Annotated in this window: 28 protein-coding genes and 1 pseudogene; 11 read left to right on the top strand and 18 right to left on the bottom strand. The window is 71.2% G+C overall.

Going from position 1 to position 25,307, the window contains the following annotated elements; translation table 11 throughout:
• Positions 1 to 68: 68 nt before the first annotated feature.
• Positions 69 to 512, top strand: coding sequence for a VOC family protein (locus J5Y04_RS10750; protein ID WP_209411719.1), 444 nt, complete (start codon positions 69 to 71; stop codon positions 510 to 512).
• A gap of 35 nt (positions 513 to 547) precedes the next feature.
• Here J5Y04_RS10750 and J5Y04_RS10745 read toward each other — a convergent pair whose 3' ends face one another.
• Positions 548 to 2,206: a hypothetical protein gene (locus J5Y04_RS10745; RefSeq protein ID WP_209411718.1), complete on the bottom strand. Its 1,659-nt coding sequence runs from the start codon at positions 2,204 to 2,206 to the stop codon at positions 548 to 550.
• 294 nt (positions 2,207 to 2,500) lie between these two features.
• On the opposite strand from J5Y04_RS10745, the gene J5Y04_RS10740 reads away from it, so the two are divergent.
• Entirely contained in the window at positions 2,501 to 3,832 is a 1,332-nt protein-coding gene (locus J5Y04_RS10740; protein WP_209411717.1) for an MFS transporter, read from the top strand.
• A gap of 67 nt (positions 3,833 to 3,899) precedes the next feature.
• On the opposite strand, the gene J5Y04_RS10735 is transcribed toward J5Y04_RS10740, so the two are convergent.
• The 9 genes from J5Y04_RS10735 to J5Y04_RS10695 form a co-directional block, all read right to left on the bottom strand.
• A complete protein-coding gene (locus tag J5Y04_RS10735) occupies positions 3,900 to 4,559 on the bottom strand; it encodes a Uma2 family endonuclease (RefSeq protein ID WP_209411716.1) in 660 nt (219 codons plus the stop codon).
• Positions 4,560 to 4,682: 123 nt separating this feature from the next.
• Positions 4,683 to 5,066: a metal-sulfur cluster assembly factor gene (locus J5Y04_RS10730; protein ID WP_148642511.1), complete on the bottom strand. Its 384-nt coding sequence runs from the start codon at positions 5,064 to 5,066 to the stop codon at positions 4,683 to 4,685.
• 22 nt (positions 5,067 to 5,088) lie between these two features.
• Positions 5,089 to 5,553, bottom strand: coding sequence for a Fe-S cluster assembly sulfur transfer protein SufU (gene sufU, locus J5Y04_RS10725; protein WP_209411715.1), 465 nt, complete (start codon positions 5,551 to 5,553; stop codon positions 5,089 to 5,091).
• A 16-nt stretch (positions 5,554 to 5,569) separates the two neighbouring features.
• Positions 5,570 to 6,817 (bottom strand): cysteine desulfurase, encoded by a 1,248-nt coding sequence (locus tag J5Y04_RS10720; RefSeq protein ID WP_209411868.1) that lies wholly within the window; start codon positions 6,815 to 6,817, stop codon positions 5,570 to 5,572.
• Positions 6,818 to 6,840: 23 nt separating this feature from the next.
• Entirely contained in the window at positions 6,841 to 7,605 is a 765-nt protein-coding gene (gene sufC, locus J5Y04_RS10715) for a Fe-S cluster assembly ATPase SufC (RefSeq protein WP_209411714.1), read from the bottom strand.
• Positions 7,606 to 7,611: 6 nt separating this feature from the next.
• A complete protein-coding gene (locus tag J5Y04_RS10710) occupies positions 7,612 to 7,929 on the bottom strand; it encodes a bifunctional 3-phenylpropionate/cinnamic acid dioxygenase ferredoxin subunit (protein WP_209411713.1) in 318 nt (105 codons plus the stop codon).
• A gap of 5 nt (positions 7,930 to 7,934) precedes the next feature.
• The gene (sufD, locus tag J5Y04_RS10705) at positions 7,935 to 9,182 is read right to left on the bottom strand and encodes a Fe-S cluster assembly protein SufD (protein WP_209411712.1); all 1,248 of its coding nucleotides are present in this window, start codon (positions 9,180 to 9,182) and stop codon (positions 7,935 to 7,937) included.
• A 57-nt stretch (positions 9,183 to 9,239) separates the two neighbouring features.
• Positions 9,240 to 10,655 carry a Fe-S cluster assembly protein SufB gene (gene sufB, locus J5Y04_RS10700; protein ID WP_209411711.1) on the bottom strand — a complete coding sequence of 472 codons (1,416 nt, stop codon included), beginning with the start codon at positions 10,653 to 10,655 and terminating at the stop codon, positions 9,240 to 9,242.
• A 9-nt stretch (positions 10,656 to 10,664) separates the two neighbouring features.
• Complete coding sequence (locus tag J5Y04_RS10695) at positions 10,665 to 11,507, bottom strand: metalloregulator ArsR/SmtB family transcription factor (RefSeq protein ID WP_209411710.1); 843 nt, start codon at positions 11,505 to 11,507, stop codon at positions 10,665 to 10,667.
• Between the two features lie 164 nt (positions 11,508 to 11,671).
• On the opposite strand from J5Y04_RS10695, the gene J5Y04_RS10690 reads away from it, so the two are divergent.
• Positions 11,672 to 12,598 (top strand): ABC transporter ATP-binding protein, encoded by a 927-nt coding sequence (locus J5Y04_RS10690; protein WP_209411709.1) that lies wholly within the window; start codon positions 11,672 to 11,674, stop codon positions 12,596 to 12,598.
• Between the two features lie 59 nt (positions 12,599 to 12,657).
• On the top strand, positions 12,658 to 13,377 hold the full coding sequence (locus tag J5Y04_RS10685; RefSeq protein WP_209411867.1) for an ABC transporter permease: 720 nt from the start codon (positions 12,658 to 12,660) through the stop codon (positions 13,375 to 13,377).
• A gap of 85 nt (positions 13,378 to 13,462) precedes the next feature.
• Here J5Y04_RS10685 and J5Y04_RS10680 read toward each other — a convergent pair whose 3' ends face one another.
• Genes J5Y04_RS10680 through J5Y04_RS10670 form a run of 3 tightly spaced genes read right to left on the bottom strand, consistent with a single transcriptional unit; the run spans position 13,463 to position 14,360 of the window.
• Positions 13,463 to 13,753 (bottom strand): hypothetical protein, encoded by a 291-nt coding sequence (locus J5Y04_RS10680; protein WP_209411708.1) that lies wholly within the window; start codon positions 13,751 to 13,753, stop codon positions 13,463 to 13,465.
• Positions 13,750 to 13,989, bottom strand: a complete 240-nt coding sequence (locus tag J5Y04_RS10675) for a hypothetical protein (RefSeq protein WP_209411707.1) — start codon at positions 13,987 to 13,989, stop codon at positions 13,750 to 13,752. Before J5Y04_RS10675 ends, J5Y04_RS10680 begins: the two co-directional genes overlap by 4 nt.
• Positions 13,977 to 14,360, bottom strand: a complete 384-nt coding sequence (locus tag J5Y04_RS10670) for an ATP-binding protein (protein ID WP_209411706.1) — start codon at positions 14,358 to 14,360, stop codon at positions 13,977 to 13,979. The genes J5Y04_RS10675 and J5Y04_RS10670 overlap by 13 nt, the downstream gene beginning before the upstream one ends.
• Positions 14,361 to 14,662: 302 nt before the next feature.
• Here J5Y04_RS10670 and J5Y04_RS10665 point away from each other — a divergent pair, with 302 nt between their 5' ends.
• A complete protein-coding gene (locus J5Y04_RS10665) occupies positions 14,663 to 15,526 on the top strand; it encodes a helix-turn-helix transcriptional regulator (protein ID WP_209411705.1) in 864 nt (287 codons plus the stop codon).
• On the top strand, positions 15,519 to 15,722 hold the full coding sequence (locus J5Y04_RS10660; protein ID WP_209411704.1) for a DUF397 domain-containing protein: 204 nt from the start codon (positions 15,519 to 15,521) through the stop codon (positions 15,720 to 15,722). Before J5Y04_RS10665 ends, J5Y04_RS10660 begins: the two co-directional genes overlap by 8 nt.
• 92 nt (positions 15,723 to 15,814) lie before the next feature.
• Here the strand turns inward: J5Y04_RS10660 and J5Y04_RS10655 are convergent, their stop codons facing one another.
• On the bottom strand, positions 15,815 to 16,699 hold the full coding sequence (locus J5Y04_RS10655) for a phosphotransferase family protein (protein WP_209411703.1): 885 nt from the start codon (positions 16,697 to 16,699) through the stop codon (positions 15,815 to 15,817).
• 617 nt (positions 16,700 to 17,316) lie between these two features.
• Here J5Y04_RS10655 and J5Y04_RS10650 point away from each other — a divergent pair.
• Complete coding sequence (locus J5Y04_RS10650; protein WP_245204586.1) at positions 17,317 to 18,504, top strand: damage-control phosphatase ARMT1 family protein; 1,188 nt, start codon at positions 17,317 to 17,319, stop codon at positions 18,502 to 18,504.
• Positions 18,505 to 18,617: 113 nt separating this feature from the next.
• On the opposite strand, the pseudogene J5Y04_RS41535 reads toward J5Y04_RS10650, so the two are convergent.
• Positions 18,618 to 18,809, bottom strand: a pseudogene (locus tag J5Y04_RS41535) (IS5/IS1182 family transposase); the annotation flags it as partial.
• A 184-nt stretch (positions 18,810 to 18,993) separates the two neighbouring features.
• On the opposite strand from J5Y04_RS41535, the gene J5Y04_RS10645 reads away from it, so the two are divergent.
• Positions 18,994 to 19,500: a SigE family RNA polymerase sigma factor gene (locus J5Y04_RS10645; RefSeq protein ID WP_209411702.1), complete on the top strand. Its 507-nt coding sequence runs from the start codon at positions 18,994 to 18,996 to the stop codon at positions 19,498 to 19,500.
• Between the two features lie 69 nt (positions 19,501 to 19,569).
• Entirely contained in the window at positions 19,570 to 20,394 is an 825-nt protein-coding gene (locus J5Y04_RS10640) for a hypothetical protein (protein ID WP_209411701.1), read from the top strand.
• Between the two features lie 205 nt (positions 20,395 to 20,599).
• On the opposite strand, the gene J5Y04_RS10635 is transcribed toward J5Y04_RS10640, so the two are convergent.
• Together J5Y04_RS10635 and J5Y04_RS10630 are read right to left on the bottom strand one after the other, a co-directional pair.
• A complete protein-coding gene (locus tag J5Y04_RS10635) occupies positions 20,600 to 21,310 on the bottom strand; it encodes an LAETG motif-containing sortase-dependent surface protein (RefSeq protein WP_209411700.1) in 711 nt (236 codons plus the stop codon).
• A gap of 314 nt (positions 21,311 to 21,624) precedes the next feature.
• Positions 21,625 to 22,971 (bottom strand): choice-of-anchor A family protein, encoded by a 1,347-nt coding sequence (locus J5Y04_RS10630; RefSeq protein ID WP_209411699.1) that lies wholly within the window; start codon positions 22,969 to 22,971, stop codon positions 21,625 to 21,627.
• Between the two features lie 218 nt (positions 22,972 to 23,189).
• On the opposite strand from J5Y04_RS10630, the gene J5Y04_RS10625 reads away from it, so the two are divergent.
• Entirely contained in the window at positions 23,190 to 24,170 is a 981-nt protein-coding gene (locus tag J5Y04_RS10625; protein ID WP_374105988.1) for a heme A synthase, read from the top strand.
• A 59-nt stretch (positions 24,171 to 24,229) separates the two neighbouring features.
• Here the strand turns inward: J5Y04_RS10625 and J5Y04_RS10620 are convergent, their stop codons facing one another.
• A complete protein-coding gene (locus J5Y04_RS10620; protein WP_148642535.1) occupies positions 24,230 to 24,568 on the bottom strand; it encodes a hypothetical protein in 339 nt (112 codons plus the stop codon).
• A gap of 92 nt (positions 24,569 to 24,660) precedes the next feature.
• On the opposite strand from J5Y04_RS10620, the gene J5Y04_RS10615 reads away from it, so the two are divergent.
• The gene (locus J5Y04_RS10615; protein ID WP_209411698.1) at positions 24,661 to 25,302 is read left to right on the top strand and encodes a DUF2461 domain-containing protein; all 642 of its coding nucleotides are present in this window, start codon (positions 24,661 to 24,663) and stop codon (positions 25,300 to 25,302) included.
• The last annotated feature ends 5 nt before the right edge of the window (positions 25,303 to 25,307 follow it).

The following is a 25,307-nucleotide window of genomic DNA, read 5'->3' as shown; positions in this document are numbered from 1 at the left end:
GCGGACGGGTACCCGTGACACCGTGTCAGGAACGCGGTTTGTCAGTCCCGCTTCCTAGGCTGTCGGGCATGACAGCTTCCAAGGACTTCCCGGCCCGCATCAGCATCGTGACGCTCGGGGTGGCCGACCTCGACGCCAGCGCCCGCTTCTACGAGGCGCTGGGGTGGCGGCGCTCGTCGGCCTCCAGCCCGGAGATCGTCTGGTTCCGGACCGCCGACTCGGTGCTCGGGCTCTTCCCGCACGACGAGCTGGCCGCCGACGCCGGCGTGCCCCCCACCGGCGAGCCCTCGTTCCGGGGCGTCACCCTGGCGGTGAACCTGGAGTCCCCCGAGCTGGTGGACGCCGCCCTGAAGACGGCCGTCGCGGCGGGGGCGACGGTGGTCAAGCCCCCGACCGCGACCAGCTGGGGCGGCTACTCCGGCTACTTCGAGGACTTGGACGGCCACCTCTGGGAGCTGGCGCACAACCCGTTCTTCCCCTTCACCGAGGACGGCTCGCTGGACCTCCCGTAGACCCCCGCCGCGCGGGCCACCTCACTTCCTCGACCTCACTTCTTGGACCGCGCCTTGAAGGCCGCCTTGCGGGCCTCCTTGGCCACCGTCCGGTCCAGGTGCAGCTCGCCGACCACCTCCAGCACGTCCGCCGTGTACGGGTGGTCGACCCGCCAGAGCTCGCCGAAGTAGCTCGCCGGGTTGTCGGTCACCGGCAGCTCGGCGATCAGCTCGCGCAGCAGTTCGGCGTCGCCCCCGGTGTCGAGCAGCTGGGCCGCGAAGGTGTCGACGACCGTCCAGAGCGCCATCCCGCGCTCCGGCGCGGGCACGTCGGCGGCCCCGAGGCCGGCCAGCCAGGCCCGCGCGCCCCCGCCCAGCTCCGGGTCGTCCAGCACCTCCCGGACGGCCGGCTCGGCGGGCGCGCCCAGCATGGCCAGCGCCAGCTGGCAGAGCATCCGGCGCATCGGCGCGTACGCGTCGTTGCCGCGCGCCGCGGCGAGCAGCTCGCGTGCCGCCTCCTCCGGCTCCCGGCCGGTGATCCAGACCCGCAGCTCCTCGTCGGGCAGCACGTTGGCCGACTCGCAGACCGCGCGCAGCAGCTCGGCGGCGTCGCCCTGGGCCAGCTCGCCGACCAGCGGCGCGTCGTAGCCGTCCTCCAGCAGCCACTGCCGGATGCCGTACTGGCCGAGCGGGGTCAGCCGGACGAGGCCGAAGCGGGCCGACTCCTCCTCGTCCAGCGGCTCCTCGCCGACGGCCGGGCCGGCGGGCTGCGCGCCCTCCTCGCCCTCCTCCTCGTCGAACAGCTCCGGGTCGATCGGGCGGTAGTCCAGCACGCCCAGCTCGGCGAGGTCGCCCAGCATCGGGTCCAGCGTGACCATCACGTCGGTGATGTCGCCGAGCAGCTCCTCGCTCGGCTCCTCCCCCTCGGGGACGACCAGCAGGGCGGCCAGCACCCCGAGCGGCACGGTCTCGGTACCGGGCTCGGCGAAGGCGGTGGTCTCGTACAGCACCTGGAGCGCCTCGTCGAGCAACTCCGCGGCCTCGTCCCTGGCCTCCTCGACCTGCGCCAGGCGCGCCTCGTCCTCTTCGTCCTCGTCGGCCGCCTCCGCCCCGGCGGCGCCCTCCCCGCCCTCCTCCGGCATCGAGTCCGCCTCCACCGCCAGCTCCCGGACGATCCCGGCGGCGGTCAGCCAGAGCTCCAGGACGGTCTCCGCGTCCCCCTGCTCGGCCGGTTCGAGGTCCGGCCCGGGGACGGCCACGTGCTCGCCGGCCTCGGTGGTGCCGATCTCGACCAGGTCCAGGTCGCAGGCCAGCGACCAGGCGCGCATCGCCTCGACCACGGCCTCCTCCGGCGCGTCCCCCTCCTCGGGGGCCAGGCCCAGCAGCCGGGCGGCGGGCGCCCGGTCCGGCCCGGTGAGGTCGCCGAACTCGTCCACCGCCCGGTGCGGCGCGGCCCAGCGGGCCAGCTTCAGCGCGTACCCGAACATCGGGACGGCCTTCGCCTGCGCGGCCAGCTCCGCCTCGGCGGGCAGCTTCACCGGCGGCACCAGGACGGCCGCGTCGTCGAGGTCCTCGTCGTCCAGCCCGTGCGCGGCGAACGCCCCGTAGAGGTCCTGCAGCTCCAGGTCGGCCGGCAGCACCGCACCGGCCGCCCCCTCCTCGCCCGGCGCAGCCGCCGACGAGGCCCCAGCGTTCTTCCGACGTCGTCCGGCCATCGTTGCGCGTTCTCCCTACAGCCAGCGGTCAGCCGATCAGCTCCGCGTACATGTCTACTTCCTCAGCGTATAGGTCCGGCACCCCCGACGCCCGGCCTCCCGGGGCGCGCGCCGCAGCCGTGCGCCCACCCCTTATCCTTCGAAACGGTGCCGTGCACACCCCGCGCGGGCCACCGGGCAACGAAGCCCTCCCCCTGAACAAGCTCACCCGCTCCACCAGAGGTACCCGTACCAGGCCACCACCCCGGGCCATGTCGGCCCGAGGTGGTGCCCTGGCCACAGGAGACCCCTGATATGGCGGACCTCTCCCCTGCCGGCTCCGGCCTGCGCACCGCGCAGTTCGACGGACGCCGACTGTCGGAGGCCCTGCTTCCCCTGGAGCTCGCGCCGCGTGCCCAGCTCCAGCTCGCCGCGATCAGCCGCTGGAACGCGTTGCGCGGTGTCCGCGTCGGCCTCGTCGCCGCCGGCCTCCTCTTCATGCTGGTCGGCGCCAACCTGGCGACCCCGATCTACCCGCTGCTCCAGCAGCGGCTGGCGCTCACCCCGCTCGACACCACGATCCTCTTCACGATCTACGTGTTCGCGCTGGTCCCGGTGCTCGCCGCGGTCGGCCACTGGTCGGACCACCTCGGCCGGCGCGCCCTGATCCTGCCCGCCGTGGCCCTGGCCGCCGCTGGGGACGCCGTCTTCGCCACCGCGGGCAGCTTCTGGCAGCTCGCCGCGGGCCGTGCCGTCCAGGGCGTCGCGGTGGGCCTGTCCACCGGTGCTGCCGGCGCCGCGCTCGGCGACCTGCTGCCGGAGCGCCCCACCCTGGCCGCCAAGCTGACCCTCGCCTGCTCGGCCGGTGGCGTCGCGCTCGGCCCGGTGGTCGGCGCCCTGCTGGCCGGCGGCTCCGATCCGCTGCTGACCCCGTTCCTGCTGCACGCCGTCGCCCTGCTCGCGCTCTGCGTGCCGCTCGCCGTGGTCCACCCCCGGATGCCCGGCCGCAACCGCCCGCCGGCCTCCCCGCCGCGCATCACCACCCCGGCCCACCTGCGCCCGCAGCGGCTCGCCCTGCCGGCCACCGGCCGCCGCGAGTTCCTGCTGGCCTCCGGCGCCGGCTTCGTCTCGTACGCGGTCTTCGGCGTCTACCTCAGCCTGGCCCCGGCGTTCTCCGCCAAGCTGCTGCACAGCGACTCCCGGCTGACCGGCGCCGTGGTCGCCGCCCTGCTGCTCGGCTCCTCGGCCGTCGCCCAGCTGCTCGTCCCGCCGACCGCCGACCGCGTGGTGATCGCCCTGGGCCTGACCGGCCTGGCCGCCGGCCTCGGCCTGGTCGTCACCGCCCAGTACACCGGCACCCCGGCCCTGCTCTTCATCGGCAGCGTCCTCGGCGGCGCGTGCCAGGGCGTCGCGTTCCGCTCGCTGTTCACCTCCGCCGTGGCGGCGATGAATCCGGAACGCCGGGGCTCCGAGCTCAGCTCGCTCTGGGTCATCGTCTACCTCGGCTCGTCGCTGCCGATCGTCGGCGTCGGCGCGCTCGTCCAGGTCTACGGACTGCTCCCCGCCGTCAGCGGCTTCGCCGCCGTGGCCGCACTCGTCTGCGTGGCCTTGGCGGCCGCCGTGGCCAAGCGCCCGAAGCGGGCCTGACCTCCTGACAGCAAGAAGCCGCCGCCCGGTACGGATCCCGTACCGGGCGGCGGCGTTTCGTGCGGGCCTACAGGGCCCAGGGCTTCCAGCCGTCCGTACGGATCTCGAAACCGAAAGGCGCCGGCAGCTCCAGCGGCTCACCGAACTTCCATTCGCCGAGGACCTCGTAGCTCCCCTCACCGCGGTCCGGCTCGCCGAACAGCGTGACGCCGGGGTTCCGCGGATCACGGTCCACGAGCAGGTAGTACGGCATACCGGTGCGCGCGTACCCGCTCCACTTGGTGGGCTTGAGCCGCCGGCCGAGCACGGGACGACGGTCGTTGTGCGCGTTGGAGGAGGAGGTCACCTCGACAACGAGCCCCAGGTCTCCCGGATGAACGTGCAGTGTCTCCTCGGCGCGTCCTCGGGCATCGGTGTCCCTGTGCACGATCACCATGTCCGGGACGTAACCGTCCCCGATCTCCACAAGGTCGAGGTTGACGGTCTGGACACCCCGCCAGGCGAACTCCGCATCTGCGATCTTCGCTCGCAGGACCGCCTCCTGGATGTCCGAGAGGATGCCCCCGTGGGCGTATACCGGTGCTGGTGACACGACGAACTCCCCTCCGACCACCTCGACCCGCGTGCCGTCGTCGGGGATCCGCAGGTACTCGTCGAGCTCGCCCCGGACCCACATGGCGTACGCCGAGTCGGGCAGCGTCCAATGCCCGACAGCTTCCACAGCCATCACGTCGCTCCCTCCGTGGTCGCGGCAGCAGTCTCGCCACCCACCGGCAGATATACCACTGCCGCGCGAATCATTCCCCCGAAGGGGAGAATCGCGCGGCAGCGGGTTGACGGGCGGCAGGCCTCAGACGTTGAAGCCGAGGGCGCGGAGCTGGTCGCGGCCGTCGTCGGTGATCTTGTCGGGGCCCCACGGCGGCATCCAGACCCAGTTGATGCGCAGGTCCTGGACGAGGCCGTCGGTGGCCGTCTTGGCCTGGTCCTCGATGACGTCGGTCAGCGGGCAGGCCGCCGAGGTGAGCGTCATGTCGATGGTGGCCACGTCGGACTCGTCGATGTGGATCCCGTAGATCAGGCCCAGGTTGACGACGTCGATGCCCAGCTCGGGGTCGACGACGTCCATCAGGGCCTCGGTCAGGTCCTCGACGGAGACGGTGCCGGCGGTGGTGCCGACGATGACGGTCGGGCCGCCCTCCGCGGAAGGGGCGGGCGTCTCGGTGGTGTCGCTCATGGTTCGGTCCTCCTCTTCTGCGTCAGTCGGTGGGGGCGTCGGTGACCGCGGGCTGCCCGGCGAGCGCCTTCGCGGTGGCGTCCTTCCAGGCCATCCAGCTCAGCAGCGCGCACTTGACCCGGGCCGGGTACTTGGAGACGCCGGCGAACGCGACCGCGTCCTCCAGCACCTCCTCGTCGCCCTCGCCCTGGCCCTTGCTCTGCATGAGCTCCAGGAAGGCCTCCTGGACGGCCTGCGCCTCGCCGACGGTCTTGCCGACCACCAGGTCGTTCAGCACCGAGGCGCTGGCCTGGCTGATGGAACAGCCCTGCGACTCGTACGAGACGTCGGCGACCTTGGCGCCGTCGAGCCTCACCCGCAGGGTGATCTCGTCCCCGCAGGTGGGGTTGACGTGGTGCACCTCGGCGTCGCCGTCCCGCAGACCCTTGCCGTGCGGGTTGCGGTAGTGGTCCAGGATGATGTCCTGGTACATCGAGTCGAGCTTCATGTGGTGGGCCGTCCTGTCAGCCGAAGAAGTTCCGGACGTGGTGCAGGCCGTCGATCAGGGCGTCGACCTCGCCCGGCGTCGAGTACAGGTAGAACGACGCCCGCGTGGTCGCCGGAATTCCGTACCGCAGGCAGACCGGCCGCGCGCAGTGGTGGCCGACGCGCACGGCGATGCCCTGCTCGTCCAGCACCTGGCCCACGTCGTGCGGGTGGATGTCGCCGAGCGTGAACGAGATGGCCGCACCGCGGTCCACGGCCGTGCGCGGGCCGATGATCCGCAGGTCCGGAACCTCCAGCAGCCGCTCGACCGCGTACGCGGTGATGGCGTGCTCGTGGGCGGCGATCTTCTCCATGCCGATGCCCGACAGGTAGTCGATGGCCGCGCCCAGCCCGACCGCCTGGGCGATCGGCGGGGTGCCCGCCTCGAACTTGTGCGGCGCCGGGGCGTAGGTGGACGAGCCCATGGTGACGGTCTCGATCATCTCGCCGCCGCCGAGGAACGGCGGGAGGTCCTCCAGCAGCTCCTGGCGGCCCCAGAGCACGCCGATGCCGGTCGGGGCCAGCATCTTGTGGCCGGTGAAGGCGACGAAGTCGGCCTCCAGCGCCTGCACGTCGAGCAGCATGTGCGGCGCGGCCTGCGAGGCGTCGATCACCACGAGGGCGCCGACGTCCTGGGCCTTGCGCACGATGGTCTCGACCGGGTTGACGGTGCCGAGCAGGTTGGAGACCAGGGTGAACGAGACCACCTTGGTCTTCTCGGTGATCAGCTCGTCGATGTTGGACAGGTCGAGCCGGCCCTCGTCGGTCAGCCCGAACCACTTCAGCTTCGCGCCGGTGCGCTGCGAGAGCAGCTGCCACGGGACGATGTTGGAGTGGTGCTCCATCTCCGTGATGACGATCTCGGACTCGGCGTCCACCCGGTACGGCTCGTCCGCCCAGGTCAGCATGTTGGCGACCAGGTTGAGCGACTCCGAGGCGTTCTTGGTGAAGACCACCTCGTTGCGGCTCGGCGCGTTGATGAACGCCGCGACCTTGTCACGGGCGCCCTCGTACAGCGCCGTGGCCTCCTCGGCGAGCACGTGCACGCCGCGGTGGACGTTGGCGTTGTGCCGCTCGTAGTAGGCGTTCAGCGCCTCCAGGACCTGGCGCGGCTTCTGCGAGGTCGCCGCGTTGTCCAGGTAGACCAGCGGCTTGTCGTCGTGCAGCAGGCGCTGGAGGACGGGGAAGTCCTTGCGGATCGCGTCGGTGTCGAGCAGGCCCTGCAGGACCGCCGACTCGTGCGTATGGGTCACTCGGAAGCGCCGCCCTTCACGTAGGACTCGTAGCCCTCGTTCTCCAGCTTGTCGGCCAGCTCGGCACCGCCGGACTCGACGATGCGGCCGCCCGCGAAGACGTGGACGTGGTCGGGCTTGATGTACCGCAGGATGCGGGTGTAGTGCGTCACCAGCAGGGTGCCGACCTCGCCGGTCGAGCGGACCCGGTTGATGCCCTCGGAGACGATCCGCAGCGCGTCGACGTCCAGGCCCGAGTCGGTCTCGTCGAGGATCGCGATCTTCGGCTTGAGCAGCTCCAGCTGGAGGATCTCGTGGCGCTTCTTCTCACCGCCGGAGAAGCCCTCGTTGACGTTGCGCTCGGCGAAGGCCGGGTCCATCTGCAGGGCGGCCATCGCCTCCTTGACCTCCTTGACCCACAGCCGCAGCTTGGGGGCCTCGCCGCGGACGGCGGTGGCGGCGGTGCGCAGGAAGTTGGAGACCGAGACACCGGGGACCTCGACCGGGTACTGCATGGCCAGGAAGACGCCGGCCCGGGCGCGCTCGTCGACGGACATCTCCAGGACGTCCTCGCCGTCCAGCAGCACGGAGCCGCCGGTGACGGTGTACTTGGGGTGGCCGGCCAGCGAGTAGGCCAGGGTGGACTTGCCGGAGCCGTTCGGACCCATGATCGCGTGGGTCTCGCCCTGCTTCACGGTCAGGTCGACGCCCTTCAGGATCTCCCGGGGGCCGGTCTCCGCCTCGACGGAGACGTGCAGGTCGCGGATTTCAAGGGTTGCCATGTGTACTCAGGACTCCTGGTTGACGGAGACGAGCACATCGTCCCCTTCGATCTTTACGGGGTAGACAGCGACCGGCTTGGTGGCGGGCAGGCCGGAGGGCTTGCCGGTGCGCAGGTCGAAGCTGGAGCCGTGCAGCCAGCACTCGATCATGCAGTCCTCGACCTCGCCCTCGGAGAGCGAGACGTTCGCGTGCGAGCAGGTGTCGTTGATCGCGAACACCCCCTCGTCGGTGCGGACGACGGAGACCGGAACGCCGTTGAGGTCGACGCGCCTGGGCACGTCCTCGGCCAGCTCGCTGAGCGCGCAGGCGCGGAGAAAGCTCATCGGACTCAGACCGCCGATTCCAGCTCGGCCTCGATCTTCTCCATCAGCTGGTCCTGGATCTCGGCGACGCCGATCTGCTGGACCAGCTCGGCGAAGAAGCCGCGCACCACCAGGCGGCGGGCCTCGTCGGCCGGGATGCCGCGGGCCTGGAGGTAGAAGAGCTGCTCGTCGTCGAAGCGGCCGGTCGCGGAGGCGTGGCCGGCACCGACGATCTCGCCGGTCTCGATCTCCAGGTTCGGGATCGAGTCGACCCGGGCACCGTCGGTGAGCACCAGGTTGCGGTTGTGCTCGTAGGTGTCGGTGCCCTCGGCGGCCGCGCGGATCAGCACGTCGCCGACCCAGACGGCGTGCGCGTCCTGGCCCTGCAGCGCGCCCTTGTAGACCACGTTGGAGCGGCAGTGCGGGGTGTCGTGGTCGATGACCAGACGGTGCTCCAGGTGCTGGCCGGCGTCCGCGAAGTAGAGGCCGAACAGCTCGGCCTCGCCGCCGGGCGCGGCGTAGGAGACCCGCGGGTGGATGCGGACCACGTCGCCGCCGAAGGTGACGACCACGGACTTCAGCGAGGCGTCCCGGCCGACCAGGGCGGTCTGCTGGGCGGCGTGCACCGCGTCGCGCTCCCAGTCCTGGACGGAGACGAAGGTGAGCTTGGCGCCGTCGCCGACCAGCAGCTCGACGTTGGCGGCGCGGGTGCCGCTGCCGGTGTGGTTGATCACCACGACGGCCTCGGCGAACGGCTTGACGTCGACCACCACGTGGGCGAAGCGGGTGCCGCCCTCGCCGTGCACGTCGATCTTGACCGGCTCGGTGAGCACCGTCTCCTTGGGGACGGTGACCACGAGCGCCTCCTCGAAGGCGCTGAACGCCTGGGCGGCGACCCGGTCGACCGGCTTGCCGGCCTTGCCCAGGCGGGCGTCGTCGCGGCCGACGGTCTCGGCGGTGACGCCGTCCGGCAGGCTCAGCTCGACCTTGTCCTCGCCCTTGGCGGCCTCGGCGGCGCTGCCGTCGTGCAGGCCGTTCAGGCGGTGGAGCGGGGTGAACCGCCAGTCCTCCTCGCGGCCGGTCGGCACCGGGAAGTCGCCGACCTCGTAGGAGGGCTTGACCGCGACGCGGGCGTCGATCGGCTGCTGGACGGTGGCGCGGCCGGTGCCGGGGCCGGCGAGCTGCGCGCCCGCCCCGGCGGTACCGACCTCGATCGAACCGGCGGTCGTGGAACCGGCGGTGTTCACTGCGACATTCGAAGGCGTGTCAGCCATGGCTGTTCGTGGTGCTCTCTTCCTCAACGTGCGGACGGACTGCGTACGGCTGCGGCGTCAGCCGACGGAGCCCTCCATCTGCAGCTCGATCAGCCGGTTCAGCTCCAGCGCGTACTCCATCGGCAGCTCGCGCGCGATCGGCTCGACGAAGCCGCGGACGATCATCGCCATCGCCTCGAACTCGGTCATGCCCCGGCTCATCAGGTAGAAGAGCTGGTCCTCGCTGACCTTGGAGACGGTCGCCTCGTGGCCCATGGACACGTCGTCCTCGCGGACGTCCACGTACGGGTAGGTGTCCGAGCGGGAGATCGTGTCGACGAGCAGCGCGTCGCAGAGCACGTTGGACTTGGCGCCCTTGGAGCCCTCGCCGATCTCGATCAGACCGCGGTAGGAGGTGCGGCCGCCGCCCCGCGCCACCGACTTGGAGACGATGTTGGAGGAGGTGTTCGGCGCCATGTGGACCATCTTGGCGCCGGCGTCCTGGTGCTGGCCCTCACCGGCGAAGGCGATCGACAGGGTCTCGCCCTTGGCGTGCTCGCCCATCAGGTAGACGGCCGGGTACTTCATGGTGACCTTGGAGCCGATGTTGCCGTCGATCCACTCCATGGTCGCGCCCTCGTACGCCACGGCGCGCTTGGTGACCAGGTTGTAGACGTTGTTCGACCAGTTCTGGATGGTCGTGTAGCGGCAGCGGCCGCCCTTCTTGACGATGATCTCCACGACCGCGGAGTGCAGCGAGTCGGAGGAGTAGATCGGCGCGGTGCAGCCCTCGACGTAGTGGACGTAGGCGTCCTCGTCGACGATGATCAGCGTCCGCTCGAACTGGCCCATGTTCTCGGTGTTGATCCGGAAGTAGGCCTGGAGCGGGATGTCGACGTGCACGCCCTTCGGCACGTAGATGAAGGAGCCGCCGGACCAGACCGCCGTGTTCAGCGCGGCGAACTTGTTGTCGCCGGCCGGGATGACGGTGCCGAAGTACTCCTTGAAGATCTCCGGGTGCTCCTTCAGAGCGGTGTCGGTGTCCAGGAAGATGACACCCTGCTCCTCCAGGTCCTCGCGGATCTGGTGGTAGACGACCTCGGACTCGTACTGCGCGGCGACACCGGCGACGAGGCGCTGCTTCTCCGCCTCCGGGATGCCGAGCTTGTCGTACGTCGCCTTGATGTCCGCGGGCAGGTCCTCCCAGGACTCGGCCTGCTTCTCGGTCGAGCGGACGAAGTACTTGATGTTGTCGAAGTCGATGCCGGAGAGGTCCGAGCCCCAGGTCGGCATGGGCTTCTTGCCGAACAGCTTGAGGCCCTTGAGCCGCAGGTTCAGCATCCACTCGGACTCGTTCTTCTTCGCCGAGATGTCGCGGACGACGTCCTCGCTGAGCCCGCGCTTGGCAGCCGCACCGGCGGTGTCCGGGTCGGCCCAGCCGTACTCGTAGGTGCCCAGGCCTTCGAGCTCCGGGTGCGAAACGGTGTCAGTCATGCGAGCTTCCTAACGCGCGGACGCTGAGTCTTCGATGGACGTACCGGCAGTCGGCACTGCACCGGTACCCGGTCCTGCGGCACGCAGGGCGGGCGACGATGCGGCACCGGATGCCGGCACATAGGTGGTGCAGACCCCGTCGCCGTGGGCGATGGTGGCCAGCCGTTGCACATGGGTGCCCAGCAGTTGGGAGAAGACCTCGGTCTCCGCCTCGCAGAGCTGCGGGAACTGCTCGGCGATGTGCGCGACCGGGCAGTGGTGCTGGCAGAGCTGGGCGCCCGCCGGGGCTTTCGCCGCGGCCGACGGCACACGCCGCACGGTGGCAGCGTACCCGTCCGCGCTCAGCGCCTGGGCGAGCGCCTCGGTGCGCTCCCCGGCCGCGGCCTGGCGCAGCGCGGCGAGGTAGCGCTCGCCCTGCTTCCCGAACCGGGCCCGGGCGAAGGCGGCGACCGCCTCCTCGCCCGCCTTGCCGCCGCCCACCGAGTCGGAGATCCAGCGCAGCGCGTCGGCCGCGAGCTGGTCGTACGCCTGGTAGAAGGCGTCCCGTCCGGCGTCGGTGAGGGCGAAGACCTTGGCGGGACGGCCCCGGCCGCGGCTGCCGTACACCCGCTGTTCGCGGGCGTCGACCAGGCCGGCGGCGGCCAGTCCGTCCAGGTGACGGCGGACGGCCGCGGTGGTCAGACCGAGCCGGCTCGCCAGGTCGGCGGCGGAGGAGGGGCCGTGGTCGAGGATCGAACGGGCGACCCTGTCCCGGGTCGCCCGGTGGCCCTCCAGCAGCACCTCGGCCGCCGTCGCGGGCACGGCACAGCCGGGGGCCGACTCGGCCTCCTGCTGCGTGGGGTGCTCGCGCATGTTTTTCACAACACCAGTGTTGCGTAATTACTTCCGACGGGACAAGCCGTGATCCAGGCCTCACTGGTGTCATCTGTCACGCAGGTAAGGCTTACCTGACCTGGGTGAACGGTCATCCGGCCCGGCTTCGGCCCGCGGCGTTCACGCCTCTTACACTCGCCGGTATGCATTCCGAACCCGCGGTCCAGATCACCGGGCTGGTCAAGCGCTACGGCGAGAAGACCGCGGTGGACGGTCTCGACCTCACCCTCGCACGCGGCGCGATCACCGCCGTGCTCGGCCCCAACGGCGCCGGCAAGACCACCACCATCGAGACCTGCGAGGGCTACCGCCGCCCCGACGCCGGCACCGTCCGCGTCCTCGGCCTCGACCCGGTCACCCAGGGCGACCGGCTGCGCCCCCGGATCGGCGTGATGCTCCAGTCCGGCGGTGTGTACGCGGGCGCGCGCGCCGTCGAGATGCTCCGGCACACCGCGAAGCTGCACGCCCACCCGCTCGACGTCGACGCCCTCGTCGAGCGGCTCGGCCTCGGCTCCTGCGGCCGCACCACCTACCGCCGGCTCTCCGGCGGCCAGCAGCAGCGCCTCGCCCTGGCCATGGCCGTGGTCGGCCGCCCGGAGCTGGTCTTCCTGGACGAGCCCACCGCCGGCCTCGACCCGCAGGCCCGCCGCGCCACCTGGGACCTCGTCCGCGACCTGCGCCGGGACGGCGTCACCGTGGTCGTCACCACCCACCACATGGACGAGGCCGAACAGCTCGCCGACCGGGTCGCCGTCGTCGACCGCGGCCGCGTGATCGCCGAGGGCACCCCGGAGGAGCTCTGCCGCGGCGGCGCCGAGTCCTCACTGCGCTTCGACGGGCCGCCCGGGCTGGACCTCGGCCCGCTGCTCAAGGAACTGCCCGAGGGCGCCACCGCCACCGAGGCCACCCCCGGCAGCTACCGCATCGAGGCGCCCGTCGACCCGCAGCTGCTGGCCACCGTCACCGGCTGGTGCGCGGCCTCCGGCATCCTCCCCGAGCGGCTCGCCGTGCAGCGCCGCAGCCTCGAAGACGTCTTCCTCGACCTGACCGGACGGGACCTGCGCTCGTGACCTCCGTGGACTACTCCCCCGACTACTCCCCCAAGCCGGGTGCGGCCCCCGTCGGCCGGATGCTGCTCGCCCAGACGGCCTTCGAGACGAAGATGCTGCTGCGCAACGGCGAACAGCTGCTGCTCACCGTGGTCATCCCGACGGTGCTGCTGGTGCTCTTCTCCGCCGTCGACATCGTCGCGGTGGACGGCCCCGGCAAGCGGGTCGACTTCCTGGCCCCCGGCCTGCTCGCGCTGGCCGTGATGTCCACCGCCTTCACCGGACAGGCCATCGCCACCGGCTTCGAGCGGCGGTACGGCGTGCTGAAGCGGCTGGGCGCCAGCCCGCTGCCGCGCTGGGCGCTGCTCACGGCGAAGACGGGCTGCGTGCTGGTGACGGAGGCGCTGCAGGTGGCGCTGCTGAGCGTGATCGCCCTGGCGCTCGGCTGGTCCCCGCAGGGGAACGTCCTGGCCGTACTGGCCCTCCTCGTCCTCGGCACCGCCGCCTTCTCCGGCCTCGGCCTGCTGATGGCCGGCACGCTCAAGGCGGAGGCCACGCTGGCCGCCGCGAACCTGGTCTTCATCCTGCTGCTGCTGGCGGGGGGTGTCATCGTGCCGCTGTCGAAGTTCCCCGCCGCCGTCCAGTCGGTGCTGGAGCTGCTGCCGATCGCGGCACTGTCCGACGGTCTGCGCTCGGTGCTCCAGACGGGCGCCGGCGTGCCCTGGGCGGACCTCGGCATCCTGGGCGGCTGGGCGGTACTCGGACTGGCGGCGGCCGCACGGTTCTTCCGCTGGGAGTAGCGGCGCGGTTCGTCCGCTGGGAGTAGCGGCCCCCGATCGCCGCGAGGCCCCCGTCCTGATGGGCGGGGGCCTTCGCGTTGGCTGATCAGGTGGGTATGCGGTGCCGGCCGCGGGCGGGCGGGTCAGGGTTGGTTCGGTGGCGGATCTCGGGGCCGTAGTGGCCGGCCTGGCGGGCGATCCAGGCGTACTCGTGGGTGCCGTCGGGGAGTCTGCGCAGCTCCCAGCGGCCGTGGCGGGTGATCGGGGGCGGGGGTTCGTGCTGCTCGTCGTTGACCTTGAGGGCGGTGACGACGCCGAGGACGACGGTGGCGAGGGCGAGGGCGAGGAGGGCGGCGAACGCCGCGCCGACCAGGAAGTTGACGGTGCCCGTCCTCATCGGCGGATGCCGATCACACGGTGGCCGAGGTGGGCGGCGAGGCCCTGGAGGAGCTCGTGGGCCTGGTCGCGGGTGAGGGGGAGGGCGAGGTATTCGCCGGGGGCGGCGTTGATGTCGAGGTCGACGGCGGCACGGAGCTGGACGGTCGCGTCGGGGACGTTCTCGACGGCGAGGTAGTGGACAGTGGTGCGCTCGGTGTGGACGGCCCGGGTGGCCATCGGGGTCACGACGCCCACGCGGCACGGTCCAGCTCGAACCAGACGAGCTTGCCCTTGCCGTGCCGGCGCGGGTCGGCGCCGAAGCGGTGGGTGAGCGAGCGGACGAGGTGCAGGCCCCGGCCGGACAGCTCGTACGGGTCGGCGGAGACGCGGGGCTCGGGCAGGTCCGGGTTGTCGTCCGCCACGGAGACGCGGAGGGTGCGGTCCGCGAGGAGGACGACGACCACGGTCGGCGCGGGGCTGCCTCCGTGCCGCCAGGCGTTGACGAACAGCTCATGGAGGGCGAGTTCGGCGTCGGAGATGAGGTCGTCCGGCCAGCCGGCGGCGGACGTGGCGTTACGCAACGCTTCACGGGCGGCGGACCAGTCGGGCGGGTTGAGGGCACACATGGGGAACCTCCGGATGAGGTTGTGCTGATGGGGTTCGTCGATCACCGGCGGAGACGTCGCCGTGAGCCAGGCCAGGACATGGCTGCTCTGCGGTGCGAGGGCAGCAGGCGCCTACTGCCCTAGATACAGGCGTTACTGACGATCCGTCGGATCGACTTGTGGACGACGATAGCTCACACGGCTTGAAGATTTAGGCGACTGCTGAAAAATTCACCCTCCGGTGGCTGGGCGCACCCAGCTTCAGATGGACCCATACGCCGCCATCGCGGCACACTGGCCCCACTGCCCGCCGAGAGGACACCATGGCTGTTCGCACCAACCCGACCCTTCGTCAACGTCGGCTGGGCGTAGAACTGCGGAGGATGAGAGAGCAGGCAGGCCTCGGCAGCAGTCAGCTCGCCAAAACGCTGGGCATCAGCCCTGGCCAGATGACCCAGATGGAGACCGCGAGGATCGGCGTCAGCCCTGAGCGCCTTCGCACAGTGGCCGCAGCATGCAGTTGTGCCAACCAGCCGCTCATCGATGCACTGGCAGAGATGGCCTCAGATCGGCGAAAGGGCTGGTGGGAGGAGTACCGCGCGGTTCTGCTGACAGACTTCCTTGAAGTTGCAGAACTCGAAGGTCGAGCCACGCGGCTGGCTGTCAGCACCACCACGTACATGCCTGGCCTGTTCCAAACCAGCGCCTACGCATCTGCGGTATTCGGTCGGGTGGTTCCGCCGCTGCCTCCACAGGATATCGAGACGAGGACCGCGTTTCGTATCAAGAGACAACAGCTCATTCGCTCCGGCAGGACTCCGCTTCAGGCGTTCATTCACGAGGCTGCGCTGCGGATGCAGTTCGGCGGCCCCGAGGTACTTGCCGACCAGCTTGAGGCCCTCCTCGAAGACTCCGAGCGGCCGGGGATCTCTATCCGCGCCGTGCCGTTCTCTGTCCACACCTTCCCTGGCGCCGGTGAGAACCTCACCTTTGCAGAAGGCCCTGTGCCTGAGCTGGATACTGTTCAGATGGATGTCTCCCAGGGCGCACTCTTCTTCGACTCACCAGCCGACCTGGCCAAGCATCGATTCATCTTCTCGCGGCTGGACGCCACCGCGCTCTCCGAGGAGGGATCGCGCGAGTTCATCCGATCCATCATGAAAGAAGTGAAAGCCGCGAATGCCTGACCCAGACTGGCAGAAGTCCAGCTTCAGCGCCTCCAACAACGAATGCGTCGAGGTCCGCACCGCCGACGGGCTGGTCGAACTCCGCGAATCCGACGCCCCCACCACCATCCTCCGCACCACCCCCACCACCTTCGCCAAGCTCCTCCAAGCCGCCAAAGCCGGCGAGTATGACTACCGAACCGCCCTCAGCCCCTGAACCCCTCGGCCAACCGCCCGCCCCGGTACCTGACGGATCGGTTCACGCCATCGAATACTGATGCGCCCGTACAGGAGCGGTTCGATCCGGCCTCAGCTGACGGCTCTCCAGCCCCACGGCCGCGGACCGCTGTCTCCTTGCAGACAGGCGAGACGGTAGTGGGCCTCCGATCGATGTCGGACAGGATCGGCCGCGGCGTGCTGGAGGGCGAAACAGGTGACTCTGAGCTCTCGGATATCCCGCAGTACCGGGTATCCGGCCCAGGTCATCACGTCGGCTCCGTACGCCTCGCAGAAGGCGGTGTACTCGCCGTCCGAAACAGTGCCGAAGGTGCCGTAGCCGACGGCGGTGGCGGTGAGGTCCCACTCGGGAGGTCCGAGGGAGGTTCGTTCGAAGTCGAGCAGGTAGGTGGTGGTCGGTGTGACCGCCGCGTTGCCGCCCCAGGCATCGCCGTGTATGACGCTCGCGGGCAGGCCAGGCGGGAGGCTCAGCCATGCTGTTTGGAGTTCAGCCAGGCGGTCGCGGAGCCACCGCCTCTGCCTGTCGTCGAGCGTGGCCGCGCCGTCGATCCTGTTGGCGAGCCGGACGAACGGGTCGAGGCCGCCCAACGGGAAGTCCGGAACGGGAAGTCCGTGGACGCGGCGCAGGAGCGGCGCGATGTCGGCAGCGGTTCCTGGCCGGTGCGGTGGCAGCTCGTACCAGAAGGTCACCGGGCTGCCATCCACGTCCAGGGGCTCCCGCTGGTGATCGAGCGGTCGCACCGCAGGCACCCCGCAGTCACCCAGCCACCGGGCGACCGCCAGTTCGCGGCTCGCGGCCGCCGACTGCCCGGGTCGGCTGATGCGGGCCACGACCCCGAGCGGCAATCGCCACAGCGCGTTCTCCCCGATCTGGATCGGTTCGGCGCCCGCCGGGGACAAGCCGACCGTCGCGCACGCCTTGAGCAGTAGGGAGCGGGAGTCCTCGGTGTTGCTCACGCCGCCACCGTAGCGGCGATCTGTTCCCGAAGGTCCCGGATGTCGCCGAGGCTGCGGTGGCGATGGGCGACCCGGCCGAGCTCAGCCAGCTCGTGGTTGGCCCGCAGCGAGCGGAGGTTGTAGGAACCGCGCGCAGTGGCCAGTTGTCCACTTCCTCGGCACACGAGGTGGCGAACGCGAACAGACGGTGGGCGTCGTCGTGGGCGAAGGCGTCGAAGGCCGAGGCGCCGACCACGGTTGCCAGACGGCTGACGGCGCCGAACAGCTCAGCCCGGAGCGGAGTGGGGCAGCGACTGTTCAGGAGGCCGGCAGCCCAGCGGAGTTGGGCGAGTGCGGTGTCGCGAACGACGCCTCGGGCCGAGTCCTCATGGTGACGTTCTCAGAGGATCGTGATCGTCTAGTCTCGGCGGCAGCCGACGGCACGGTCAGGGCCTGGTTGCTCGGGCACAAACAGCTCGCCGAGGTTCGCGTCGACACGGCGCCGAACTGCCCCCGCAACCGGCGCCGGGCGAAATCCTCGTCGGTAGTGCCGTCGAGTCGGCCCTGCTCCGGTTCAACGACCACGATCTTGACACTGCCCTTGATCCTCTCGAGGTCAAGGGCAGGACCGCCACCCGATGATGACGAAAGAGACGAGCCCCGACGTGTCGACCGCACCAGTGATCCGCAGCAACGTCCCCGGGTCCTTCGCCTGGGGCGTATTCCACGAGCGTCACCCCAAGCTCATCCAGCAGGTGCTCGACGCGCTGCCGTACGGTCCCGCCGAACAGACCGCGGTCGAGCGGCTCCTCACGGAGAGCACCACCAGCGTGCTGGAGCCGCTGGGTCCGGACGCCCCGGACCACGCGCAGTGGCTGGAGTGGGGCCGGGGCCTGTGGGGCAAGCCCTGGGGCGAGGCTCCGTTCCTTTGGGCCGAGAGCTACTTCTACCGACGGCTGCTGGAAGCCACCGGCTACTTCCAGCCCGGAGCATGGCAGGGCGTCGATCCCTTCGCGCCGTTCAAGAACGCGGAGCTGGGCGGTGTGGCAGTTGACGACGAGCTGGCCGCGCTGAGCAAGCTCAACACTCTGCCGGAGCCGCAGCGGGCGGAGGCGCTTCTGTCGTCCGCACTGTGGGGCAACCGCGCCGACCTCAGCTTCCAGATCACCGCGAGCGCTGGTGTGTCGACCGTGTCCGATCTGGTTGCTGACGACAGCGCGACGTTCTGGGCCGAACTGGGGCAGGCCGGGGGTGGGCGGATCTGCGTCGTCGCGGACAACGCCGGCCGCGAACTGCTGCCCGACCTGGTGCTGATCGACCACCTCCTGGCCGGCGGCCTGGCATCCCGGGTCACCCTGTACGTGAAGCCCCATCCCTATTACGTGTCGGACGCGACGATGGCCGACGTCCTCGCCACGGTCGAACGCCTGCGCACCGCGCCGTCGCCGGCCGCGGGGGCAATCGGCCAACGGCTGTGGGTGGCGATGAACGAGGGCACGCTCGCAGTTCGCACACACGCGTTCTTCTGCGCGCCGCTGCCGTTTCACGACATGCCCAACGACCTGCGCACCGAGTTCGCTGGTGCCACGATGGCGATCCTCAAGGGCGACCTCAACTACCGCCGGCTCGTCGGCGACCGGCTCTGGTCATCGACCACGCCCTTCAGCCGGACCGTGGGCCACTTCCCCAGTCCCGTCGCCGCCCTGCGGACTCTGAAGTCCGACGTGCTCGTCGGCATCGACGCCGCCGTCGTCACCCACCTCGACAGCACGGGAACGCCGTGGCGTACCGATGGCCGCCACGCCCTCGTCCAGGTCCACCGCTGACCGCCGGGTCATCTCGTGTGTCCCACAGCTGTGACTTCACCGCTTCGGCGCCGCTCACAACGGCAGCCCCTGGCTCACACAGGAGAACGCTGTTGGTTGATTCGGAGCCTTGATCACTGCGCCCCGCCGAGCTGGTGCTCGGCGGGGCGCAGTACTGCGAAGTGGCTGGTGCGAGTACGGGCCCCGGGACACCTCGGTGCGGAGGGCGTCCATGCGGGCGAGGTTGATCGCCGCGGCGTTGAGCCGGCGTTGGAGGCTGGTGTTCGCTAGGCGCCCTGGTAGCGGGACCTTCGCAGGCCATAGCGCTGGATGCCCTGGGGGAACCGCCGTTGTCGGCGCCACGCCGGGCCTCGCGCCTCCGGCCTCGTGGCGGGCCGTTGACGCGGCAGCGGTGAAGAAGATCTCCCGCCCGCGCGACATCCTGCCGTCCCACGTAGTCATGAGGGGTATGCACGGGGATCACAGGACGAGGGAACAGGCGGGGACCGAGTGAAATCAGCTCAGGAGAACGAGTACCTGGAGTTCGTGGCCGCGAGGGCCAAGGCGCTGTACCGCTCGGCGTACGTGCTCACCGCCGGTGACGCGCACCTTGCCGAGGACCTGGTGCAGGAGACGCTCAGCCGGGTGTACGTGCACTGGAAGCGGGTGGCCGGTGCGGACAATCCGGCGGCCTACGCCCAGACGGTCCTGGTCCGCACGTTCCTCAGCCTGCGGCGTCGGCGGAGCACCACGGAACGCCCGGTCGGGAACGTGCCCGACGGTGCGTCGTCCGGCCCGGACACCGCGCTGCGGCTCACCCTGCTGGACGCCCTCGGCCAACTCCCGCCCCGTGACCGGGCGGTGCTTCTGCTGCGCTACTGGGAGGACCGCAGCATCGAGGAGACCGCCCGGATGCTCAGGCTGAGCAGCAGCGCGGTCCGCTCCCAGGGCACCCGCGCGCTCGGCAGGGTGCGCGCGCTGCTCGGCGACAGCCTGTCCGACCTGGTGCCGCACTGAGCACGTGCCCGCAGGTCAGAACCGCCGCAAGGCCCCGCCCCCATCAGCGACAGAAAAGGTGACTTCAGCATGCCGTTCGAAGCAGACCTCGCACACGCCCTGGACCGCACGGCCGACTCCCTCGACCCCGATCTCACCACGTTCGTGAGCGGAGCCGTCGAGCGCGGGCGCAGCCGCCGGCGTCGACGCACCGCGGGCGTCATCGCCGGTGTCACCGCCGGGGTCGGCGCCTGCGCCTTCACCGTGGTCGCGGCGACCGGCCTGGTGTTCCCCGGTGCACTCCCCGGGCTCCACCCCGCAGGATCCGACGTCGAGCCGGCGGCGCACGCGGCGCCCCGTTCCGCGATCACCGACACCCAGATGATCAAGGCCCTGGAGCTGACGTTCCCCGGGGGCCGGTTCAGCCAGGAGACCGGGCAGAGCAACGACCCCGCGGATCCGTCCGGCGGAATGGTCGCCATGGGTTCACTGGTCGTCGACGACGGTGGCGGCGCCTCCAGCGTCGGCGTCTCGGCCGTGCGGCTCAAGCTGCCGCTCAGGGACGGTGACGGGCTGAGCTGCGAGCAGACGAAGCCCGCGCGCGCCTCCGGTGACTCCTGCACGCTGAGCGAGCTGCCGAGCAGTGCCACGATCCCCGGCGGGGCCGTGGTGATGTCGGAGGAGATCGCGGCCAAGCACCCGGCCGGTGTCGACGCCGCCCACCGCTGGACGGTGACGGTGACCCTGAAGTCGACCGGTGCGCAGCTGCAGATGGTGCAGTGGAACAGCGCCGGCGGTTTTGGTGCCAGTGAGGTGCCGAAGCCGACCCGGGTCGCTCCCCCGCTCTCCCAGCAGCAGGCGGTGGCCGCACTCACCGGTGCCGCCTGGGCGCCGATCATCGCCGCCCTCGGCTGACGGTCCGTCGATTGCCCGTCGATAGGGCCCAGGAGCAGCCCGCACCGGCGATGACCGGTGAGCGGTGACCGGTCACCGTCGGAAGTCGGCCACGCCGACTTCCCACTCCACGCCCGGAGCACACACCACGGCGGCCCCCGCTCGACGAGTCGAGCGGGGGCCGCCGTGGTCAGCGGGGGGCCGCCGGGGTCACCTGTCGCAGGCGTCAGCTCTCGCTGCTGCCGCCGCGGCGCTTGCGGGCGACGAAGACGAGCCCGCCGCCGAGCAGGACGACGGCGCCGCCGGCCGCGGCGATGACCGGGGTCGAGTCGTTGCTACCGGTCTGGGCGAGCACCGGGCCCGGGGTCGGGGTCGCGGTCGCGGTGGTCGGCGCCTGGGTGGGCGTCTTGGTCGCGGTGGGGGTCGCCGTCGCGGTGGCGGTGGGCGACACCGTCGGGGTCGGGGTCGCCGTCTTGGTGGGCGACACCGTCGCGGTGGGCGTCGGCGTGGGGGTCGGGGTCGCCGTCTTGGTGGGCGTGGGGGTCGGAGTCGGGGTCGGCGTCTTGCAGACCTCGATCGTCCTGGTCTCGGTCTTGTTCCAGTCGTGGTTCTTCGGGTCCTCGGTGGTGGTGACCACGAAGGTGGCGGTGACCGGCTTGTCGTGGTCCTTGACCGGGTACGTGCCGTGGAACTCCTTGCCGAACTCCTTCTGGTCGACCACCTTCACGCCGTCGATGGTCAGGCTGACGACGTTCTTCACGCCCGCCGCGTCGCTGTAGTTGGTCAGGTCGATCACGACCTTGTCGCAGGTCGTGGTCCATACGGGCGTGTGCGCCGAGGCACTGGTGGCCAGGGCCATCGGCAGCAGGACGGCGGCCGCCGCCGCCCCCGCCAGTGCCGCGCTCCTGATGCCGATCTGCCGCTGCTGTCGCGCCATTTCGTTGTCCCCTCCGAACGGTCTTGTGCAGCAGGCGTGTTGAGTGGTTTGGCGGTGGCCCGCTACGACTGTCCGGGGGACTCTACCTGCACTTACGCCCCTCCCCACACCCCGCCGACGACCGGATTTCATCTGTCCGTCCGGTCCCGGATGTGCATTGAGCAGCCCATCACGCCCGCCACCTCGCATGACGTGGTTTCGGCAAACTTGAATGGACTTCGTCACACTGCCATGTAGAACGGCGCCCGCGGTGATCGGGTTCAGTCACCGCGGGCGCGCGTATCGATCGGCCGGACCGGTCGGCCGATGAGGCTTCAGGCCTTCCTGGCCGCCCGGCGACGGGTGGCCACCACGATCGCGCCACCGGCCGCGATCACGACCGCGCCGCCGATCGCCAGCGGGACGACCGGGCCGGAGCCGGTGTGCGCGAGGTTGCCGCCGCCGGTGGCCTCGGCCGACCGGCTCGCGGAGGCGGTCGGCACGGCGGTCGGTACGGCCGCCGGGGTGGAGGCCGACGGGCTTGCGGAGGCGCCCGGGCTCGGCCTGCCGCTCGCCGGCGCGGTCGGGCTGCCGGAGGCACCCGGGGTCGCCGAGGCGGACGGCACCCCCGGGGTGGTGCCCGGCGTGCTCGGGGCGGTGGACGCCGACGGCGAGCCGCTCGGGACCACCGGCGGCACCGTCGGAACGGTGGTCGGCGGCGGCACGACGACGGGCAGGCAGCCGGCGAACGGGTAGTGGTGCGTCTCCGCACCGCCCTTTCCGGTCAGCGCCTTGGCGATGACCGAACCGTTGACCGGTCCGCCGCTGCCGAGGTCGAAGGCCGCGTTCGGCGCCAGGACGGTGCCGGCCCAGGCGGCCTGGCTGTTCTTGACCACCTTGGTGGCGGTCGGGAAGTTCCACAGCAGCCTGGCGCGGACGGCCCCGCCCGCGGCGCTCTGCGGCTTGTCGTCCAGGACGTACGACTGCTTCGCCTCGTCCCACAGGTGGAAGCCGGTGGTCTTCGCGGCGGCCATGTCGTACGCGTCGCCGGTCACGTTGATCACGGTGACCGAGCCGGCCGGCACCTTAAGGAAGACGTCGGTGGCGCCCTGGAGCGTCGCGGCGCTGACGGTGAAGCTGTTGAGCCCGGCGTCGGTGCCGCCCAGGCGGAGCTCCTTGCCCTTGGCCTCGACCGTGGCGCCGGCGGTCTGCGGTGCGGCGGCGAGCGAGGCGGAGGCGGAGCGCAGCTTGGCGAACTCGGCCTTGAAGTCGATCGGGGACGCGCCCTGGCCGACCTTGCCCTGGTGCGCCTCGACCACCGCGCCCGCGGCCTTCGAACCGTAGACCCCGTTCCCCTTCATGACCTGGGTGTTGTGCCCGGTCACGCTGCCGGCCACGACCAGCGCGTTGCCGCCGGGCAGCGCCGCGACCTGCTCGGGGGTGAGCTCCTGGCCGACCGAGAAGCCGCCGGTGAAGTCGGCGTTGCCGCCGACCGCCACCGCGCCCTCGGCGTCCGGCGTGTGGGTGTCGTCGCCCTCGATGAACTCCCCGTAGAGGTTGGCGACGCCGAGGCTCTGGCACGGCCGGCCGGGCTCGCCGGCGTGGGCGGCCGGGGCGACGAGGGCGGCCAGGGCGAGGGATCCGCCGACTGCGAGCGCCGCGGCGGGTGTGGGTATGCGCATGTGCAGGATCTCCGCTTGACGTGCGGGGGTGGGTGGGGCCCGAAAAGGTATGGACCAAGCCGCACTCTTTCGGCCAGTCGGGTAATTGGTCAAGACCAATGACCGACATGCCCGAACAGTCCGGTTTCCGCCAACGCTCTTGCCGGAGCGGCAAACCGCACGGGGCCCGTACGGCGCGCGGCCGCCCCGCCCCAAGATCGGCTGTAAGGCCGCCTACGATTGACCCCGTGCGTACCCCCTTCTCCCTGCTCGCCGAGCGCTGGCAGCCGTCCTCCGCCATGGTCAGGCGTGCCGCGTTCGCCGCGCTGGTGATGAGCGTGGTCATCGTGGTCACCGGCGGCGCCGTCCGGCTCACCGCCTCCGGCCTCGGCTGCACCACCTGGCCCCGCTGTACCGACGAGAGCCTGACGCCGACGCCCGAGATGGGCTTCCACGGCGTCGTCGAGTTCACCAACCGGATGCTCACCTACGTGCTGAGCGCCGCGGTCGGCTGGGCCATCCTGGCCGCCCGCTGCCACCGCCCGTGGCGGCGACAGCTGACCAAGCTGGGCTGGGCGCAGTTCTGGCTGGTGATGAGTAACGCGGTGCTCGGCGGCATCACCGTGCTGACCGGCCTCAACCCGTACACCGTCGCACTGCACCTGATCGCCGCGATGGGCCTGGTCTGGGTCGCACTGCTGATGTGGGAGCGGTCCGGCGAGGGCGACGGACCCCCGCAGCCGGCCGTGGCCCGCCCGATCGTGCAGCTCTCCTACGTCCTCGTCGTCGTGATCGGCCTGCTGGTGGCGGCCGGGACGCTGGTGACCGGCGCCGGGCACCACCCGGGGACGCCCAGGGACAACAAGATCGTGCCGCGCATCCCGCTCGACTACGACCGCCTGGCGCAGTTCCACGCCGACCTGGCCTTCGTCTCGGTCGGCCTGGCGATCGCGGTGCTGTTCGTCTTCGCCGCGGTGAAGGCCCCGCCGGCCGCCCGGGCCCGCGCCCGTGAGCTGCTCGTCGTGCTGCTGCTCCAGGGCGTGCTCGGCTTCGTCCAGTACTTCACGGACGTCCCGGAGATCCTGGTCGGCCTGCACATGCTGGGCGCCACGCTCACCTGGATCGCCGCGCTGCGCATCCCGCTCGCGCTGCGGGTCCGCACGGACGGGGACGCGCCCGCCCCGCTGCCGGCCCGCGAGCCGCAGGCCGCCGCGGTCTGAGCCCGTACGCGAAGGGGCCCCGGGATCACCCGGGGCCCCTTCCGCATGTCCGGGCGGCGTCAGCCGCCGATCTGGATGCCGGCCATCCGCTTCCACTCGTACGGGCCGGTCTTCACCTTCAGGCCCAGCTCGCCCTCGAAGTCGTCGTGGAGGGTGACCCCGGCCAGCTCGGCGGCCCGGCGGCCGACGGCGTAGCTGGGGGCGACCTGGTCGCCCCAGGTGCCGTCCGCGCCGACCACCACGATGCGGGTGGCCACGGCGCCGACGTACTCGACGACGCCGTCGGCGCTGCCGCCGTGCTGACGGGCGAAGCTGGAGAGGTGCTTGGCGATGCGCTTGGCGCGGCGCTCGGCGCGGGCGTCCGGCGCGGCGGTGGTGGCGGTCTCTGCGCTGCTCATGCCCGCATGCTACCGATCGGTAGCGGAGCTGGCGACGGGAGCGGACTGTGCACCGGGCCACATGTCGGCCCCGCGCACCACATACTGGCCCCGTGACCTTCCAAGGCTGGCCCGCCGAGGCGCTCGACTTCTACGAGCACCTGGAGGCCGACAACTCCAAGACCTTCTGGCAGTCCCACAAGGACCAGTACGACCACGCCGTCCGGGAGCCGATGGAACGGCTGCTGGAGGAGCTGGAACCCGGCTTCGGTCCCGGCAAGATCTTCCGCCCCAACCGCGACGTCCGGTTCAGCGCCGACAAGTCCCCCTACAAGACGCACATCGGCGCCCATCTGGAGGCCGGCGGCTACGTCCAGCTCTCCGCCGACGGGCTGGCCTGCGGCAACGGGCTCTACCAGCTCGCCCCGGACCAGCTGGAGCGCTACCGGGCCGCCGTCGCCGAGGACGTGACCGGCGCCGAGCTGGAGCGGGTGGTCGCCGCGGTCCGCAAGGCCGGCCCGCAGGTGGTCGGCCGGGACAGCCTCAAGTCCGCGCCGCGCGGCTACCCCAAGGACCACCCCCGGATCGAGCTGCTCCGCCACAAGGGCCTGGTCGCCTGGCAGGAGTGGCCGCCAGGAGCCTGGCTCGGCACCCGGACGGCCTACCGGCGGATCACCGGCTTCCTCCGGGCCTCCCAGCCCCTCAAGGACTGGCTGGACGGCCACGTCGGCCCGTCCGAACTGCCGCCCCGCTGAAACCG

This window comes from Kitasatospora sp. RG8, from assembly GCF_017813315.1.
Lineage (GTDB): Bacteria > Actinomycetota > Actinomycetes > Streptomycetales > Streptomycetaceae > Kitasatospora.
This window is presented reverse-complemented; position numbering and strand designations above follow the sequence as displayed.